14 protein-coding genes are annotated in these 16,714 nt (G+C 64.9%); all 14 read right to left on the bottom strand.

Annotated features, from left to right (window positions below; genetic code table 11):
- Positions 1 to 4: 4 nt before the first annotated feature.
- Complete coding sequence (locus K5Y33_RS22930) at positions 5 to 4,747, bottom strand: LPD7 domain-containing protein (RefSeq protein WP_222235193.1); 4,743 nt, start codon at positions 4,745 to 4,747, stop codon at positions 5 to 7.
- A 30-nt stretch (positions 4,748 to 4,777) separates the two neighbouring features.
- Positions 4,778 to 5,068: a conjugal transfer protein gene (locus K5Y33_RS22925; protein ID WP_222235192.1), complete on the bottom strand. Its 291-nt coding sequence runs from the start codon at positions 5,066 to 5,068 to the stop codon at positions 4,778 to 4,780.
- Complete coding sequence (gene traJ, locus K5Y33_RS22920) at positions 5,065 to 6,231, bottom strand: plasmid transfer ATPase TraJ (protein ID WP_222235191.1); 1,167 nt, start codon at positions 6,229 to 6,231, stop codon at positions 5,065 to 5,067. Before traJ ends, K5Y33_RS22925 begins: the two co-directional genes overlap by 4 nt.
- On the bottom strand, positions 6,231 to 7,055 hold the full coding sequence (locus K5Y33_RS22915) for a type IV secretory system conjugative DNA transfer family protein (RefSeq protein WP_222235190.1): 825 nt from the start codon (positions 7,053 to 7,055) through the stop codon (positions 6,231 to 6,233). Before K5Y33_RS22915 ends, traJ begins: the two co-directional genes overlap by 1 nt.
- Positions 7,052 to 7,543 (bottom strand): DotD/TraH family lipoprotein, encoded by a 492-nt coding sequence (locus K5Y33_RS22910; protein WP_222235189.1) that lies wholly within the window; start codon positions 7,541 to 7,543, stop codon positions 7,052 to 7,054. The genes K5Y33_RS22915 and K5Y33_RS22910 overlap by 4 nt, the downstream gene beginning before the upstream one ends.
- A gap of 181 nt (positions 7,544 to 7,724) precedes the next feature.
- Positions 7,725 to 8,849, bottom strand: a complete 1,125-nt coding sequence (locus K5Y33_RS22905; protein ID WP_222235188.1) for a tyrosine-type recombinase/integrase — start codon at positions 8,847 to 8,849, stop codon at positions 7,725 to 7,727.
- Positions 8,850 to 9,130: 281 nt separating this feature from the next.
- A complete protein-coding gene (gene pilV, locus K5Y33_RS22900) occupies positions 9,131 to 10,453 on the bottom strand; it encodes a shufflon system plasmid conjugative transfer pilus tip adhesin PilV (protein ID WP_255610410.1) in 1,323 nt (440 codons plus the stop codon).
- Entirely contained in the window at positions 10,453 to 11,106 is a 654-nt protein-coding gene (locus K5Y33_RS22895) for a prepilin peptidase (RefSeq protein WP_222235187.1), read from the bottom strand. The genes pilV and K5Y33_RS22895 overlap by 1 nt, the downstream gene beginning before the upstream one ends.
- Positions 11,107 to 11,126: 20 nt before the next feature.
- The gene (locus K5Y33_RS22890) at positions 11,127 to 11,591 is read right to left on the bottom strand and encodes a lytic transglycosylase domain-containing protein (protein ID WP_222213790.1); all 465 of its coding nucleotides are present in this window, start codon (positions 11,589 to 11,591) and stop codon (positions 11,127 to 11,129) included.
- A gap of 53 nt (positions 11,592 to 11,644) precedes the next feature.
- Positions 11,645 to 12,232 carry a type 4 pilus major pilin gene (locus K5Y33_RS22885; protein ID WP_222235186.1) on the bottom strand — a complete coding sequence of 196 codons (588 nt, stop codon included), beginning with the start codon at positions 12,230 to 12,232 and terminating at the stop codon, positions 11,645 to 11,647.
- A gap of 26 nt (positions 12,233 to 12,258) precedes the next feature.
- The gene (locus K5Y33_RS22880) at positions 12,259 to 13,374 is read right to left on the bottom strand and encodes a type II secretion system F family protein (protein ID WP_222235185.1); all 1,116 of its coding nucleotides are present in this window, start codon (positions 13,372 to 13,374) and stop codon (positions 12,259 to 12,261) included.
- Positions 13,367 to 14,890: a GspE/PulE family protein gene (locus K5Y33_RS22875; RefSeq protein ID WP_222235184.1), complete on the bottom strand. Its 1,524-nt coding sequence runs from the start codon at positions 14,888 to 14,890 to the stop codon at positions 13,367 to 13,369. The genes K5Y33_RS22880 and K5Y33_RS22875 overlap by 8 nt, the downstream gene beginning before the upstream one ends.
- Positions 14,891 to 14,894: 4 nt before the next feature.
- Positions 14,895 to 15,416: a type IV pilus biogenesis protein PilP gene (gene pilP / locus K5Y33_RS22870; RefSeq protein ID WP_222235183.1), complete on the bottom strand. Its 522-nt coding sequence runs from the start codon at positions 15,414 to 15,416 to the stop codon at positions 14,895 to 14,897.
- Positions 15,403 to 16,707, bottom strand: a complete 1,305-nt coding sequence (gene pilO2, locus K5Y33_RS22865; protein WP_222235182.1) for a type 4b pilus protein PilO2 — start codon at positions 16,705 to 16,707, stop codon at positions 15,403 to 15,405. Before pilO2 ends, pilP begins: the two co-directional genes overlap by 14 nt.
- Between the last annotated feature and the right edge of the window lie 7 nt (positions 16,708 to 16,714).

Below are 16,714 nucleotides of genomic sequence, written 5' to 3'. Positions count from 1 at the left end.
TCGATTACTGAGCCGGCCGCGGCGGCGTGACCGGTGCTGCCTGTGGTGCTGCTGCCGGCTGCTCCTTTACCCAGCCGGACTCCGCTTTGAAACGCTCGTCATACCCGAGGCGGGCGTGCAGCGCGGCAGGAACGTCGGCGGGCGCATCCAGCTTCGCGATGCGCGGCTCTGCGTCACCGTTGAGGCGCACCACCACGTGCTCACGCGGCACGGGCTGACCGTTTGAGCGGTTGATGCCGTTGCCGCTGCCGATGGGCTGCGCCCCTTCCGGCGTCAGCAGGTTGACCACCATCGGCGGCGCTTCAGCGCTGCCCGGCAGGCTTACCAGCACGTGCTGATAGGTGCCGCCCTGACGTACCACACCCTGCAGGTAGTCCCCGTCGCCCTGCACCAGGTGCAGGTCGAGCCGGCCGTCATCGCCCCACGCGGACATCACCGGGATGCCGGCGCGATCGTTGTGCGCCGGGCGCGGCGCCGAGAGCGCATCGCCCGCCTGCGCGCTGCCCTGCCCGTCCGGCTTCAGCCAGTACAGGCCGTCGGCCGGCTTTGGCGGCGCGTCGACGTCCAGCCCGAGACGGCTCACCAGCGTGTGCTGGATTTGGGTGTAGCGGTTCACGTCCACGGCCGCGAGCGGCACCATGTCCTCTGCACCGGTCTGCACGCGCGTCCCGCCCGCAGGCGCCAGCGCCCACTGGTTGCGGTGGGTGTTCACGCTTTCATAGTGCGTAACCACCCCATGGTCATCCCTCTTCGGCACCTTCACCGTGACCGGCTGTTCGCCCTGCCACTGCAGCGTGACAATTCGCCCGGGCTTCAGGTTGGTTTCTCGCAGCAGGCCGGCAAGCTCCTTGCCCCAGAACGTCTGCTGCCCCTCTTTAGTGCGCAGGGTGATAAAGGTGCTTTCGCTCTGGCCAGCTTCAAAACGGAACGGCGCCTGCCCGCAGGCGGTGACCTTGCCGGTCACCGGCTCGCGTGCCTTTTCCGCCGGCGTATGAACCGCCGGTGAAATCTTCGGCGCGGCGGGCTCAGGCGCCGGTGCAGAAGCGGGCTGCTGTGACGCTGTCACGGGTTCAGCACTTTGCGCTGGCGCCTGTGCAGCCGCAGCCGGCGTTACGGGCGGCGTCTCAGTGGTCCGCGGTGCCTGCGGGTCTCCGCGTACCGCATCAGCTGGGGCGGCCGGCGTGACGGGCTGACCCGCGGCGCGGCGCGCGGCGTCCAGATCCGCCTGCTGGCTGGCATTTTTCATGCTCACGTCAAGCTTATTGGCCACGATGACGCCGATCGCAAACGCCTTAAATTCGTCGCTGCCGGTCAGCTCAATGCGCCCCTGATAGTGATTGGCAGCGGTCAGCAGCGCGGCGAGCACTTTCTCCTGATGCGCGCTGGCGCCCTCCGCCATGACCAGCCGATTACCGCGGTCAATGAAGGCCGCCTCGCCGTCCAGCTTGTACAGCACGCTTTTGCCGTCCGGGTGCTTCTCGTGTGTGACGCGGCTCAGCAGCTTATCGGCATCGATGCGTGCCGATTTCGATCCGGAAGAGGCTGGCGTATCTTCATCCTGCGCCGCCACGCGCGGGGCGCCGACCAAAATGGCATTTTCTGCGCCAAATGCGGAGGTCAGCGGGTTGACCGGCGGCACGGCTGGCTGCGGAACAGCCTCCGCCATGGGTGCTGCTGTTTCATGCGCAGGCTCCGGCGCGCGGGCAGCGGGTTCAGGTCGGGTGTCCGCTGCTGTCTGCCAGGAGACGTCCGGTACAGCAGAAGCAGCGGGAGCTGAGACCGATGGGGCCTGTGGTGCCTGCTGAGCTGCCGTGGCGGGCACCGCAGACGGTTGGGATGCCGTTGCAGCTGGCGCCGCATTAGCCGGCGGAGCCGTCACACTGGCGTCTGTCACCGGTGTCGCTGGTTCAGGCACGGCGGCCACGGACGGTGTGGCAATGGGAGCCGGCGCTGCCGCCGGCTCCGGAGAGGGCGCGTCAGAAGATGTGACCGGTACTGAAAGCGGTGCCGGTGTGGCCGCAGCGGCCGGTAGCGGCTGTGCGCCCAGGTTCGCAAAGGCACCTTCTGCAGCTGACAGTGCCGCCGGCGTGACGTTGCCGGTCTCTGACAGCCGCACGACCTCATTGCGCAGCACCGCCAGGTTATCCTCAAACTGTGCGCGCGTGACCTCACCGCGAACGAGCAGACCAATCTGCGCCTCAATAAGTGAAGGGACGCTGGCAACGTCGAGCGAGGCGGATCCGGGATTGCGGGAGAGGTAGTCTCCGCGGGGAGCCGGTGCGTCCGGCGAGGGCATACCCGCAAGTCCACCCTGCGTGACGCGGTCAAACGCGCCCTGCACTTCTTTCAGGTGGCCGCTGGCATAGACGCCCAGCGCCTTTGCATCATCAAGCTGCGCCTGCAGTCGCGCCACGTTTTCCATCAGCGCCGGCGCCGCCGTTTCACCGCGGGCCAGAGACACAAATTCGTCGCGCAGGGCCGTCTGAATACGATCAAGCGCCGTGGCGTTCGGGTCAGCGGCAGACGCCGGCGGCAACTGCGCCGCGAGCACCGCCGCGCCAGCCGAATACTGCGCGGCGCGCTCAGGGCTCTCCAGTGACGCCATGCGATCAAAGACCGCGCGCGTTTCCTCCTGACGCCCGGGCGTAAAGCTTCCCGGGTCGGCGCGGGTAAACTCGCCGTAAAGCATCCGCACCTCACGATCAAACTGCGCACGCGTCACGTCCCCGCGCGCCAGCAGCGCGTACTGCTGACCCACCCTGTCCGGCACGGTATTAATATCAAGCGTGCCGCCGGTCGGGTGCAGTGAACTCCAGGTATCGCGCTGCCCCAGCAGGCTGCGCAGGCGGCTGAACCCGCCCGTCTCCATGACGTTTGCCCCTGCCATTCCGCCCTGCGTCACCCGGTCGAAGACCTGCTGCATCTCCTTCACGTGCTCACGGGTGTACACGCCGGTTATCGCCGCGCTCTCCATGCGTGAACGCAGCGTGCTGATGTCCTGCAGCAGCGCCGCCGGAGAGACCTGCCCGCTGGCCAGCGCGGCCAGCCTGTCGCGCAGTTCGGCGCCGGTGCCGTAGAGCCCGGTGAAGCCATCATAGGTACCCGGTGATACCGTCGCCGGCGTCACCGGTGCTTCAGGTGCTGGCTGTGCTGCCGCGACGCTTTCAGCAGCCGGCGGAGTGACAGGTTGCGCTTCGGCTGTCGATGTCACGCCGGCCGCCGGCAACGGGACATCAGGTTCGCTGGCGTTAACGGCAGGTACCTCTGCAGGCACAGGGGTCGCTGCCGGGATAACCGGCTCGTTCACAGTGGCTGCAGGCGGAGTGCTGTCCGCCACCGGCGCGTCTGTCTGCTGCGCCTTCAGAATGCGATACACGCTGGTCTGCCCGATGCCAAGCTGCTCCGCAATCTTCGCGGGCGTGAGCCCTTCATCACGCAGCTTCAGGATTTCACCCGTTTTCTCTTTTGCCGCCCCGGGGCGACGGACAGGTGTGGATTCGGCTGCAGCGTCCGGGGAAGCGGCGGGAAGAGTGTCCGGCGCAGGCTGTGCGTCGTCAGATGTGGCCATGGGGGCATCCTTATAGTTGAGCTGCTCAAGAGCCTGAGCAATGTCGGGAAGTAGCGTTTCGCGCAGACGCTCGGCGCCGCGAAACTGGTGCAGGTCGTTAAAGTCGGTAAGTCCGCGCTCGATCTCGGCGGCCGTCAGGTCCGGCAGCAGGACTACGCCACCGGTGGCCGCCGCAGCGCGGTTAGCCGACAGCACGCCTTTGTTCTTCTCTTTGGCGTGGTCAACGTCGGCCATAAACAGGTGCGGGCTGTCGGGGTAGCGGGCCTTGAGCACCCCGGCCACCGTCTCCATGTTGCCCGCGTCGATTGTCATCACCACCGGACGACCGGTGACCATGTGCAGGCTGCGCGCGGTTGCATAACCCTCGGCGTAAAGGATGGGTTCGCCGTTTAGCAGTTCCCCGCCCTCCACGCGGAAGTGACCGACCTTAGGCGCGTCCTTGTACAGATATTTTTCCCCATCGGGCGGAATGTACTGCAGCGTGCGGAACGTGCCATCTGCGTCGCGGAACGGCACAACCAGCGCGCCGTTGCGGGTCTGGCGCACGTCGTCCGCCACCGTAACCCCCTTGCGCACCAGGTAGCCATGCGCCGGGTCGGCAGCCGGCAGCCGGTCATAAAGCGCCTTTGCCTTTGCGGTCTGCTGCGCGTACAGCGCGGCCTGCTCGCGGGCAAAGTCATCCTGCGACTGGCGCATCACGGCGCGAATGTGCACGCGCGCCAGCGGGTCGGCTTCTCCCGTCCCGCCACTGGCCTTCCAGCGCGTAATGTCCTTGTCGTTCTCTGCGCGGTGATAGTTGATGAACCAGCCGCCGGGCTTCACGCCATCGAGAAATCCGCGATAGACTCCGTCTTTATTGCCCTTTTTCCCGTCCGCCACCGACACCCTGTGACGCCGGCCATCCATCACCGGCAGGCCGTCGAGCACCAGACCGCCGCTGGTCAGTGCGTCCAGAAACTCAGACTGCGGGTCTCCACCGCCGCTGCTGCGTATGCTGCGGTCCGGCAGCCACTTCTGAATCAGGCTCAGGTCAGCCCCCGGGCGGGCGTACCACAGCTGCGCCTCCTTATCCCACGTGATCGCGTTGCCTCCGTCCGGATGTTTACCGGCGTCGGCGCGCGCGGCGTCGCGCTGGTCCGGTAAAACGGCAAGCCACACCGGATAATCCGCTGTCTTCATAAAGCCTCCTGTGCTGCTGTGTCAGGACGGCTACTCGCCGTCGGTAAACCGGCGGTACCACCACGGGCGGCCGCTCAGGGATTTGCCGCGCGCCCAGCGAGCCAGGCGCGTAAGCAGTTCGGTGACGCCCCAGCCAAACATCCTCAGCACGCGGAACACGGCGATGATGCCGCTCACGACGTAAATCGTGTTCATGGCGGGAAAGCGGAACCAGAAGAGGTAGAGCAGAAACAGCCAGGCGGGGATGCCGACGAAGCTGAGGGCGCTGCCGGCCCGCCGCCAGAATCCCGGCGGATAGTTCTCTTTATTCAGCGTACTCACGCGGTCCCCTCCTCAAACTCGCGGCGCTGGCGCGGCGACATCACCACGGCCAGCTCGGATTCGGCAATGCGGCCCCCGCGGTACAGGCGCCAGGCCTGATCCACGATGCGGCGCTTCTCCAGCCGGATGATGTTGTTGATATGCTGACCCCACTGTGACCACGGCACTTCGGCGAGCTTTTCGCGCAGGCTGTAGTCGAAAAGGACGAACTCACGGACCGCGATGCGCTTCCCGTCGGTCGTGCGCAGCAGCGTCTGCACCACCACGTACTGCAGCACGCCCAGAAGCGACCACGCCATGGCGTCGCGGCTCTCGTGCGGAAATTCGTTAATGAGGCGCGGGAAGGCCTCGCCCGGCGAGTCGATGTGCGTGGTCGAGAGCATCAGGTGACCGAGCTGGCCGGCGCGGATGCCGGCGTCAATAGTCTCGCGGTCGCGCATCTCCCCCACCCCGATGACCGACGGCGCGCGCCGGAGGTCTGCGCGGATGCCCGTAGCAAAGTCAGGAATATCTTTCCCCACCTGCGACTGCAGCGGCGGCAGCACGTCGCCCGGACGGCCGAGGATGAACTCAATCGGGTCCTCTTTGGTGGTGACCTTGCGATCAGGGTCCGTGTCCAGACAGTGGCGATAGGTCGAGGCGAGCGAGGTGCTTTTACCTGAGCCGGTGATGCCGCCCCACAGCCCCATCCCCTTCGCCGGCAGGAGGTTTGCCATCAGCTCCGGCTCCAGTCCCAGACTTTCCAGCGGCGGGATGTCGGAAGGAATGACGCGCAATGTCCAGCCAATAGTGCTGTCCTGACGCCCCGCCGTGCCCTGCAGGAGGTTCACGCGAAAACGGATGCGCTCGCCGCGGTTCAGCCCCCAGCGGCCGGTCATGTCGCCGTCGAGCTGCATCGCCCGATCAACCGACACGCCGCCGCGCACCTGCGGGCGGAGCTCCGGGGAAAACACCTCGTCCATCAGTTTGGCCATGGTGTCGTCCGCCACCACAAACGGGCTTGCCCTGAGCAGGCGGCCGTAACGGCCGACCACAAAGTGGTTGTCGCCCTGCAGGTGAATGTCGCTCACGTTGTTGCGCGCGCACCACACCATAAAGCCGCGCAGCGTATCGGCGCTGAGGCCGCCGCTGAAGTCATAGAGTTCCAGATCTGAGGCTGCCATTAACGCTTCTCCGTATTGATGACCGGCTTCCACTTCGCCTTATCGGTGACAAAGCCCGCGCGGGATTCGAGGCGTCGCTCGCGATCGCCGGTGGTGAGTTTGTTGCTGTCGCCGGTGACCGTCTGCTGACGCTCGGTGACTACCGGCGCGGTGATGAGGTTCTGGCGGCGCAAGAGCACGTACTGCAGCATGCCGTTGTAGTCGCGCGTCAGGCGGTTAACGTTGGCCTCCAGCGTCTCGTCGGCGCTCTGGCGCCCTTCCGCCCAGCCTTCGTTGACCGCCGCCTGCCAGATGTCGCGCTGCACGCCGTTTTCCGGGATAAGCCCGCCTTCCGGCTCGTCCGGCGGCACGGTGCTGAGCCCGGCCATCAGCCAGCCGCGCCACGTCGGCGAGTTACTGACAAAGCGCTCGGGCTGAATGATTTCGTACACGTGGCTCGCGGTGCGTATCTGGTCGGGCGTGACGTGCGCCACGTCCACCGCCTCGGTGATAACCGGCGGCAGCCAGCCGCGGCTGCTGATGAGCGGGCGGAAGTCATAGGTGGCATCAAGCTGCTTAGCCCGCGCCTCCAGGTCGCGGCGCAGTTCCCACGCACGCTGCGCCTTGCCGCCGCGAAAGCCGGTGGTGCGCCCGCCCTCGGTCAGCATCTGCCGGCGGTTGTCGGAGACGTCAGCGGTGTCGCGCTTTTGCGGTGACAGGTAGGCCTCCGGCCCCGGCGGCGGCGCGCCGTCAGGCCCGGGCGCAGGTGCCGCTTTCGTAAAGTGAAATCCCGCGCAGCCCGCCAGCAGCGCGGGCAGCAGCAGGACGCAGAGTCGGGCTTTCATCGGCGGCCTCCCTTATGGTTACGTCCCGGCTCAGCCGGCAGCGAGGGCATAAACTGCAGCACAATCTGCCCGGGGTACGTCACGAACGTGGCGCGCCAGGCGGTCTGCATCTCAATCATGCGCAGGACGTTTGCATAGGTGACGTCCTGCACCTCAATGTCCACGGGCAGCGGCAGGCGCACGCCTGTGTAGCTGAACTTCAGGCCGCGGGCGCGGGCCAGCGCGCTCAGCAGCTCCACGGCGTCGCCGTTCCAGCTGAAAGTGACGCGATCGCTGTCGGCACGAATGATCGCTACGGGCAGCGCTGTGCTGCCGCTCATGTCACCTTCAAGCCACAGCTGCTGCAGCTGCAGTGCCGTACGCGGCGGCTGTGTGGTTACGTGGGCCGCTGCAGCAGGCGCGGGCGGCGTAACGCTTGCGCTGTTAATGGCCTGACAGCCGGACAGCAGCACGGCCGCAGCGCAGGCTGCGGGAAGAATTGTTTTCATGAAGTCTCCGGAAGGCTCGGCTTGATCGTTAACGAAACAGGGGGTCGCATGCCGCGCAGAAGGCGCAGCAGGTTAAGTCAGTCTGCAAAAGTGTGTATCTGACCGCCGGGCGGCGGACAGGCGGAATCCTGCGCCGGACATAACGTCCAGCGCACAAAAAAATCGGGTGGCCGTCAGGCCGTCAGAATGGTTTTATCAGTAGCCGTCGCGAGTCATTGGCACTGACAGGCCCGGGCGGTGGAAGGCGCCGGCCGGCGCAGGCTGCGCGCGCCTGAATGCGCAGCAGCTCCGTGGACGCGTTCCTTAGCGCCTCCTCCCGCGTTATAGCAAAAACGGTGAGGTGCTCGAGATCCGCAAACCGTACCGCGACGCTGCCGTTGTCGTCCTCACAGATTTCAGCAGGATAAGGCACGAACAGCGCCGCGAATTTCTGCGCCTGACGCCGGCGCACATCAAGCTTGCTGACCAGCTGAGTTGCACGCAGGTGCGTATACCGCCTGAGCATGTTGAGACTCTTGTGGCCTGAAATCGCGGCAACCTCCATGACGTTCAGCGTACCGAGCTCAAACAGGCGGCTGACTGCCTCGTGCCGCAGGTCATGAAAGTGCAGGTCCTGAATACCGAGCGAAGTGATGACGGTTCGCCAGGCACTCTTGAATCCGTTGGAGGTATAGCTGAATACCGGGCCAGAGACGGGACCGGCAAAGTCACGCAGCGCCTGACGCGCCTTATGTGAGAGCGGAACGTCGCGCGCAGTACCGTTCTTGGTCAGCGGCAGGTGGGCGATGCCGAGGTGCAGGTCCACGTGCTCCCAGCGCAGCGACAGAATTTCCCCCTGACGCATGGCCGTCTCGATAGCCAGCGTAAAAATCGCTGCCAGCTCGGCGTTACGCAGCCGCAGCGCACGACCTATCCGTCGCTCCTCAGTCGACGTCAGGCGGCGTGTACGTCCCGATGAGGCCAGTGGCTTGCGCACGTGCTCGACCGGGTTATGGGTACAGGTGCCCCACTCAATGCGGGCAATGTTATACAGGGCCGACAGCAGGGCCATCTCAAGCCTCACCGTGTTGGCGCTGACAGGACGGCCCGTTCGCTCGCTGACGGTGGCCAGACGTCCGTCGCGGTAGCCCGCGATATCCACGGAACTGATCTCATCCATATATTTGTCAGCAATCGGCGCTCGCTTCAGGACGTTGATGCGGTAAAACTCCTGCAGATGGCCCCGTTTGTGAACGGAGACCGAGGTGCAGTATTTGTCCAGCGCCCTGCCGAGGGTCATTTTTCTTATGCGATGTCTGGCTTTCATAGCTCTCCCCTGAAAAGGCGGGGACGATACCACAGAACGTTCTGACATCACTGCCAATCCGGTGTGTGGAAAAAACAAGGACCTACAGGTCTCGAGCGAACAACCTGGAGCATCCCGGAAGCTGTGGAAAATTATGGTGATGCCTGTCAGGCCTATCTTACCAGTTCAGGAATGGCAACACAGGGCTGGGTTGTTACGGGCTCGGATGCATGCACCGAGGATGGACAGTACTGCACTAATGACAACGTCCGATGCTATGCAGTACGCATTCAATGAGGCTGTTAGTAATCAAGGATTATTTTTATACAGCTGCAGTATCCGTTGGGCGCCTGTCCGGGCTGAATAACCGGGCAGTTATCATCGGTTCTCGGCGTGTAACCTACATAGTCATCTGAGCGCCCTTTATCAAAGGACGTCCTGCGACAATAGTATCCGGTGCGGCCCTGTGTGGATTTTGCCCACACACCGGATTGGCAGGAAAGTATGGCACCAGTCGCATCATGGCTTATCGCCCCGACCGTACCGCAGGAAGCGCCCGGATTATTGACCTGATCCTGGCTCAGCACCCCGCCCGCCGAGACGTCACCGTCCGATCGCAGGCTGCCGGCCCGCATCTGCCCGCCGGTGTAAATATTCTTGTTGTTAACGGACCTTACCCAGTCGTTATCCGACATATAAAAACCGCCGCCGTAAGTTTCATTCAGCCAGCCCTTGCCACCCCGGGTGATAATCCAGCCATTGTTGCTGCGGATGTCGTTGTTGGCCGTGATGCCGTTGTTAGCCGTGACGTTGTTACCGGCCGCCACGTTGCCGTTTCCGGTCACGTTACCGCTCGCCGTCACGCTGCCGCCGGCGGTGACGTTCGTGCCGGCAGATACCTGGCCGGTAAAGGCCCCCGTCGCCGCGTTAACCGTTCCGCCGCTGTTGATGTTGTTGCCGTTCATGTCGATAGCGGTGTGCATGCGGTTCAGGTCCGGCCGGCCGGTCACCTGATAGCGGTAAAGCCTGTCGCTTTCGTCCGCGTCGGTGCCGAGCGCGTCGGCGGACAGGAAAGCCGCAAGGCGCCCCTGCTGACCGGTCAGCCCGTAGTCACCGAGCTTCGCCTGCCAGCCGCCGTCGGCGCCCACCGCGTTATTTGCCGGCCAGACGTAGCCGCCCATGCCGTCGGTGTCCGTCGCTATCTGACGCAGGCCCTTATAGGGGATCTCGCTGCCGCCGGTGGTCAGCACGAAGGCGACCAGCTGGCCCGCCTGACCCGGGTCTCTGGCCACCGCGAGCTGGTAAGTCTGTCCGCTGTCGTTGGTCAGTGAAAAGCCCGCCGGGAGGTAGCCCTGCGTGCGCAGCGTGGCGCCGGTGATCACGACAGGGCCGCCGGCAACCTGCGTCAGCAGCGTGTTGCGGTTGTCGCGCACGTAGCGTTTGCCCGCCTGCGCCACGAAGCTCAGATGCGAGGCCGTTCCGGTCCAGACCTTTTCCTGCTGCATGCCGGCGTAGCGGTCCATGGCGCCGGGCGTGATGATGAGCACGATGGCCATCACGATGCCGAGCTGAAGCAGCATGTTGCCGCGGTGTACCGCGCGCGGCTTCCGTTTCAGAAATTTCATCAGAGCACTCCCGACAGTTGTTGGGGAAAGAAAAGGCACACGCCGCACAGGTAACCAAACAGCGCGGGCGCAAAAGGTTTTGAAGTCTGGCGCGTCAGCGCCGCGCACAGGCAGCACAGCAGCAGCCCGCCGGCGGCGGCGTAGCACGCGCTGCGCCACGGCAGCCAGGCGCACAGGCCGGCCATCAGATAAACGTCACCGAGCCCCATGCGCTCCTCGCGCTGGCGAAAGCTGGCCAGCCAGCGAACGGCGCCGGACAGCGCGAACGCGGCGATACTGGCGGGCAGCGCCTCGCTGAGCGGCAGCACCGCATCCGGCAGCGCCGCAGAGGCCAGACCGCCCAGCCAGAACGTCATCGTGTAGCGCAGCGGCAGCCACTGACAGCGAAGGTCGGTGAGCGTCAGCGGTACCGCAAGCACCAGCAGGAGTAAGCTACGCAGGACGGCGCTCACCGGCACCGCAGGTGGCAGCGCCAGCAGCCAGCCGGCGGTGAGCAGGTAAATCAGGGCAACCGGCGTCAGAAGCGGCCAGGTCAGAGGCGGACCGTCATGCGTGCGCAGAAATCGGCTGGCCTGATGCGCCTGCAGCGCAAACAGCCCCGCGCAGCAGGCAAGCCATGCGCCGGCCGCCGGACCATCGGTAAATAAAGTCATGAAATTTTCCGTGTGAAAGGTCAGCGTCGGGCCATGTAGTCGGCGTACACCTTGCGGGCGTAAAGCATCCGGCGGGCAGTATTGTCGTCGGCGAAGCCGGCGTTATAGCTGCCAAGGCACTCCCACGTGACGCCGCAGACCTGCAGGTGCCGTGCGAGTATCCAGGCGCCGACCATCACGTTCAGGCAGGGTTTTGTCAGCAGGTCCTGCTCGCTCTGCAGCACGCCCATAGTGCGCAGCTGCGGCACGTGCGTGGAGTTGATCTGCATCAGGCCGAAGTCCCGGCTGGTAACCTGACCTTTTTTGTTGCGGTTATAGCCGATAGCCCCGGCGTTGAAGCCGCTTTCCACCTTACTGATGGAGCGCAGCAGCTGCGGATCGACGTGGTAACGTGCGCCCGCCTCGTTGTAGCAGTAAGCCTGCGCCGGCAACGCGGCGCACAGCAGTAATCCGGCCACCGTCAGCAGGTATGTAAGCCTGTTCATCATGAGTCACCGTGAGTCGGTCAGAAAAGGCGCCGGGTTTCCCCGGCCCTTCATCAGGTGTTGCTGGTGAAGACCAGCGTGTTGGTGCCGGCTGAGCCGCTGTCCGCCGTGCACTGTGACGCCGCCACTGACGCACTGACCGCCCCGCTGGTCGAGCTGCCGTTGATGCTGGTTGAGGCGACGTTGTTGGCGCCACTCATTTTCTGCACCAGCTGCGCGCAGGCCTCCTGCGGCACCTGCGTGTAGGTCAGGGAGAAAGCGGTATTCTGACCGCCGCTGGTGCTCACCGGCTGCACCGTAACGCTGCCGCCCCAGCGGTTATTCAGCGAGGCGCTGCCAGATGACTTGGTGCCGATCACCGCCATGCTGCCCGGCGCGCCGCCAAACTGTACCAGCGCGCCGGTCATGGCCGCCGCTGAGCTGAACTGGTAGGTGCCGCCGGTTTTCAGCATGCCGCGGGTATTGGTCATGAGCTCCCCGGCGTTGGACATCTCTTCGGTGTAGTCCGATCGGCTGAACAGACCGTTTCCGGAGGAGAGCACCCAGACGAGCACGAGGAGCGCAGCGATGCCCACGATGACGGCTTCCTGCAGGTTAAGGGCGCCGCGGTGAACGGCAGAGCGTTTTAAGGGTTGTGACATGGTTGAAACCTCATTAGGAAAGAAAGTTAGCGGTTGCCAATCAGCGAGCCCAGGTCCTGGGTTGCGATAAACGTGAGCAGCAGATAGCCGGCGGTCACGAGCATCCCCAGCAGCTGCAGAAGCCGGGAAATACGTTTGATGCGGTTGATGGATTTGGTGAGCCACATGCGCGCGAAGTTTTCGATGTTGTCCTCGCCGCCCGGACCGGAGGTCAGCAGCAGAAGCCTGTCGATAGCCTCCCGCGAGGGAAACGCATAGCCGCTGTCGGCCAGCGCCTGCCCGAGGTGCTTACCGCGTGCCACCTGACGCCGGGTGGCAGTCAGACGCTCATACAGCCAGGGCGTGGCGTTGCGGCTCAGCATGTCGAGCGCCTCCTCCGTGCGGACGTTGGCGCGCAGCAGCGCGCTGAGGTTCAGCAGAAAGGAAACGCCCTGCATCTCCCGGTAAAGGCTCCACGGCAGCAGATAGTCCAGCACCTGACGCCGCACCGGACCGGTGAGGCGCGGCAGTGACCAGACGACCCAGCCGGTAAAGGCAGCCAGGACGGCGGCCAGCACGTAACGGTTACCGATAAAGAAGTGCGTAATGGCACCCAGCCACCACAGGGGACCCGTCCAGCGGTCGGGCGGCGCGAGCTGTTCAAGACGCGGCAGGAAGCGGTCGTAAACCATCTGCATCATGTAGAACGTGCCGCCCAGCAGCATCAGCGGATAGGTCAGGTTCACCACCGCCGTGGCCTTCATTTCGCCGATGCCCTTCACCACCTCGATGGCGCGCAGCAGCGCCCCGCGAAGGTCTTTAGCCACGCGCCCCGCCCGCAGGATTGTCGCCTCCTGCGGCGGTATCCAGCCGGCCAGCCCGGCGTCCAGTCCCCGGCCGCGCGTCAGCGCGTGGCGAACGTCCCCCAGGCAAAGCGATACGGCATCGTTTTTACGGCGCCGCGTGCGCTGCATGCCGGCAATCGCGTCCTCTGTTTTCTGGTTGTTCTCCAGCAGAAACGCCAGATCTTCGTACAGCATCATGCGGTCTGCCGTGCTGAAGGTTTTCTGTCCAAGCCAGCGCCCCAGCCCTTCCGAGCGCGCGCTGCCTCTGGCAAGCGAGCCCTTGAGGCGGCCACGCAGCAGGCGAATAAAGTCAGCCATGGCCTCCTCCGCTGCCTGAGAGGACCAGCGCCTCCGGCGGAAGCAGGTTCAGGGTGTCCTCATCGAGCGGACTGAGCTTATCCGCATCAATGGGGTCAACCTCGCCTGCCGCTATATAGCGCATCAGGTGCATGCCGCGGGTGATGCCGCCCATGTGATGCACCCAGTAGCTGCGGGCCGCGAGCTTGCCGAGCTCGCGATAAAGCTGCATAAAGCGGGCGTCAGGGCGGATGACCTCGGCAATCACCTTACGTCCGGTGATGCCGTGCCAGCAGCCCTTAGCGCTGCAGCCCGCATGGTTGCGAAATGCGACGGTCGCGGTATTGCAGTATGTTTCAACCAGCTCGCGGTCGTCTTCGCTGAGCGTTTCCCTGACGTCTGCCCAGCCTTGTTTACAGGCCGGGCAGAGCGTCTGCACCAGGCGCTGCGCGATGAGGCCAATCACCACCTGCGGATCCATGACCATGCCGGCCGGTATGTCGAGGGTATCGGTAAGGCGGTCAATGATGCCCGGTGCGTCGTTCGCGTGAAGCGTGGACATCACCAGGCTGCCGCTTTTTCCTTCGCTGATGCAGGCGCGGGCGGACCAGCCGTCGCGGATTTCACCCACGACCTCCGCGTCGGGGTCAAGCCGCTTAAATGCCGAAAGACGACGCTGCCAGGCACGCGTGACCGATTCAGAATCGTTGCGGTCGGCGATGATAGTGGTCTGCACCGCTCCCTTCACCTTGCCCTCCACCGGGTCTTCCACCGTAACGAGACGGCGTTTACCCCGCGTCAGCTCCACGTACATGTGGCAGAAGGTTCGCATGGTTTTGCTCTTGCCCGAACCGGTGGGGCCGGCGGTGATGATGATGCCCTCGGGGCGCTGCAGCATGCGGCGTATCAGCTTCTGCTGCTCGGGAAGGTAGCCCAGCACGTCGAGCGCGGGGATGTCCTCACTTTCGTCCAGTATCACGCGCAGCACCACGTAGAGACCCGACTCGGTGGGCACGGCCGAGTAACGCGCGGCGTACAGTCCGAGCGCCTTCACAAATTCGTTGCGCAGGCGCCCGTCCTGTTCATCTGTTTCGCTGAAAGCCTGCGGCGCCACGTCGCACATTGACATCACGATAGTGGAAGCAAGGCTCATACCCTCCTCCACGTCCAGCTCGGCCTGCAGTTCGAGGTCGCCGTGGATGCGGAACACCACCGCCGTAATATTCTCGGCGCCGATAAGGATGTGAATGTCTGAGGCGTGCGACTCGCCTGCGCGGCGCATAAAGTCCACCACCTTTTTCTGCTCCGGCGACCACGTGCCCGCAGCGGCGCTGCCGCCGCGTCCGGTCTGCAGCCGGCGCAGCTCGCTCAGGTGCACGGGCAGGATATCGAGCCCCGGCAGGCTGCGACGGGCGCGCGCGATTTCCGACTGCACCGCCGGGCTCGCGCGATGCTCGGTGGACACGTAAAGCCGCCCCTGCTCCGGGTTGCTGTCGTCAAGATGAAGCCAGTTCAGTGTCTGTTCGCTGAATTCCATTCGTCTACCCCGCGAAGGCCAGTGAAACGAGGCCTTTGTCAGGACTGCTGACGGTCACCTCGCTGAACGTGATTTTTGCCACCGTCCAGGCGGTGCCCGGAATGCGGCTGCCAGCCTGAACGCGCACCTGATTGCCGCCCTCGAGCTGAAGCGTGGCGGAGAGCTGCTGGCCGCCGGAGATTTCCACAATCAGCGGCAGCGCGCGGCTCTCCTGTGCGGGTTTAGGTGCAGCGCTGTCCTTCACCGGCGCGGCAGGCTGCGGATTAAATGGCCCGCCCGTACCGGCGTCGTAGCCGTTTTTCTGCAGCTCGTTGAACGCTTTGGCCTGCGCCAGCTGCGCCTCGTACAGCAGGGTTTTGGCCTGAATATCTTCCAGCCGGCCAAGGCTGGTATCGCGCGGGCCGGCATCAGGAGAGGCTGCCGGGCCGGGCGAATCCGGTCCTTCAGTCGCTGCGGGCGCGGCGACGGCCAGCTGACTGACAATCAGCGCGGGCAGCAGCAGGTAACACCACTTAATTCTCTGCATAGAGCATTCCTTCCAGGGTGTAGGTCAGCCGGCTGCTGTGCAGCTCGGCCTTTACTGAACTCAGCCGCAGCCCGTTACCCGGGAAGCGCGAAGCGTCGAACAGCCGGTCCGGCGGGATATCGGTAATAAAGGTGAAGCTGTAACGCTTCCACGGCAGCGGGACATGGTCCTGCCCGACGGTCTGGGTCAGCACGACGGGCTCGCTGAAGCGCAGGTTTGCCCGCAGGCGCTGCGCGTAGCTGGTCATGCGGCGAAGCTGCTCGTCCCCCGGCAGCAGCATTTCGGCCGGCGCAGCGGCAAAGCGGACCGTCTCCTTAAATGACGCGTCGTCGGACGGCCCGGGCATGTTGAACACGGCCTGCGCCCCTGCCCCGTAAAGCTGCGGCAGCCGGGCGGCAAAGTCCCCCACCGTGCCGCCGTCCGGCAGGGCATAGTGCAGCGTAAGCTGCCCGGTGGCCTCGCACGTTGCCCGGCTGAACACCCAGCCGGCAATCGACAGCGGCGCCTGACGCCACTGTTTCACGCACGCGCTGAGCATGCCCGAGAAGTCTGGCTGCCCACCCCACGGTTTATTGAGGCTGGCAGGCTTCAGCGCTGCCGCCTCGCGTGCGCGGGTCAGCTCGGCCTGCACCCAGGCGGCGTGCTCGGCCTTTTCCTTTTCCTCCAGCCAGTGGTTGCCGTACCAGGCACCGGCCGCGATCACCGCAGCCAGAAGCATCAGGCGGGATGGCGTGCGGCTGTCGGTTTTGTGCAGCAGCGCCCGCGCCGGCACGGTGGCCGGGAGCAGGGCACTCAGCGCGTCCCGGCGCGCGTCAGGCAGGTCCAGCAGGGTATCCGGATCGAACACGGTCCAGCCCGCTGAGGGCGCCGGCGCCGTGCTCCGGAACAGTTCGGCAGCGCGGAGTGCGGTGGCCGCATCTCCCGTTACGTCCCCGTAAGGCGAAGGATGACCGCCGGTGACCGCCATAAACCAGTACCTTCCGCCGGGAAGGAGAAAGATGCCCCAGCAGTCGGCGGGCACGCTTCCGAGCAGCGCCGCCGCCAGCGAGGCTGGCCGCTTACCTTTGGGAAGAACGACCGTGTCGTCGGCAAGCGTGCCCAGCCAGGTGGCGGGCTCATCGGCCGTACCGGCGGGCAGCGCCAGCCAGTGGCTCGCGAGCTGGTCACGGGCCTCAATGCGCATGCGCCGGCGCCCGCGTACCGACACCCACTGCCAGTGCAGGCCGGCAATCAGCGCATGTTTCCCGGAGGGGACCACGCTGACTCCGGGCTGCGTCAGTTCAGACGTCATAAAACCT

The organism is Pantoea sp. DY-17, assembly GCF_019795975.1.
Lineage (GTDB): Bacteria > Pseudomonadota > Gammaproteobacteria > Enterobacterales > Enterobacteriaceae > Pantoea > Pantoea leporis.
Note: the sequence above shows the minus strand (reverse complement) of the source record. Positions and strands in the feature narration are given on the sequence as shown.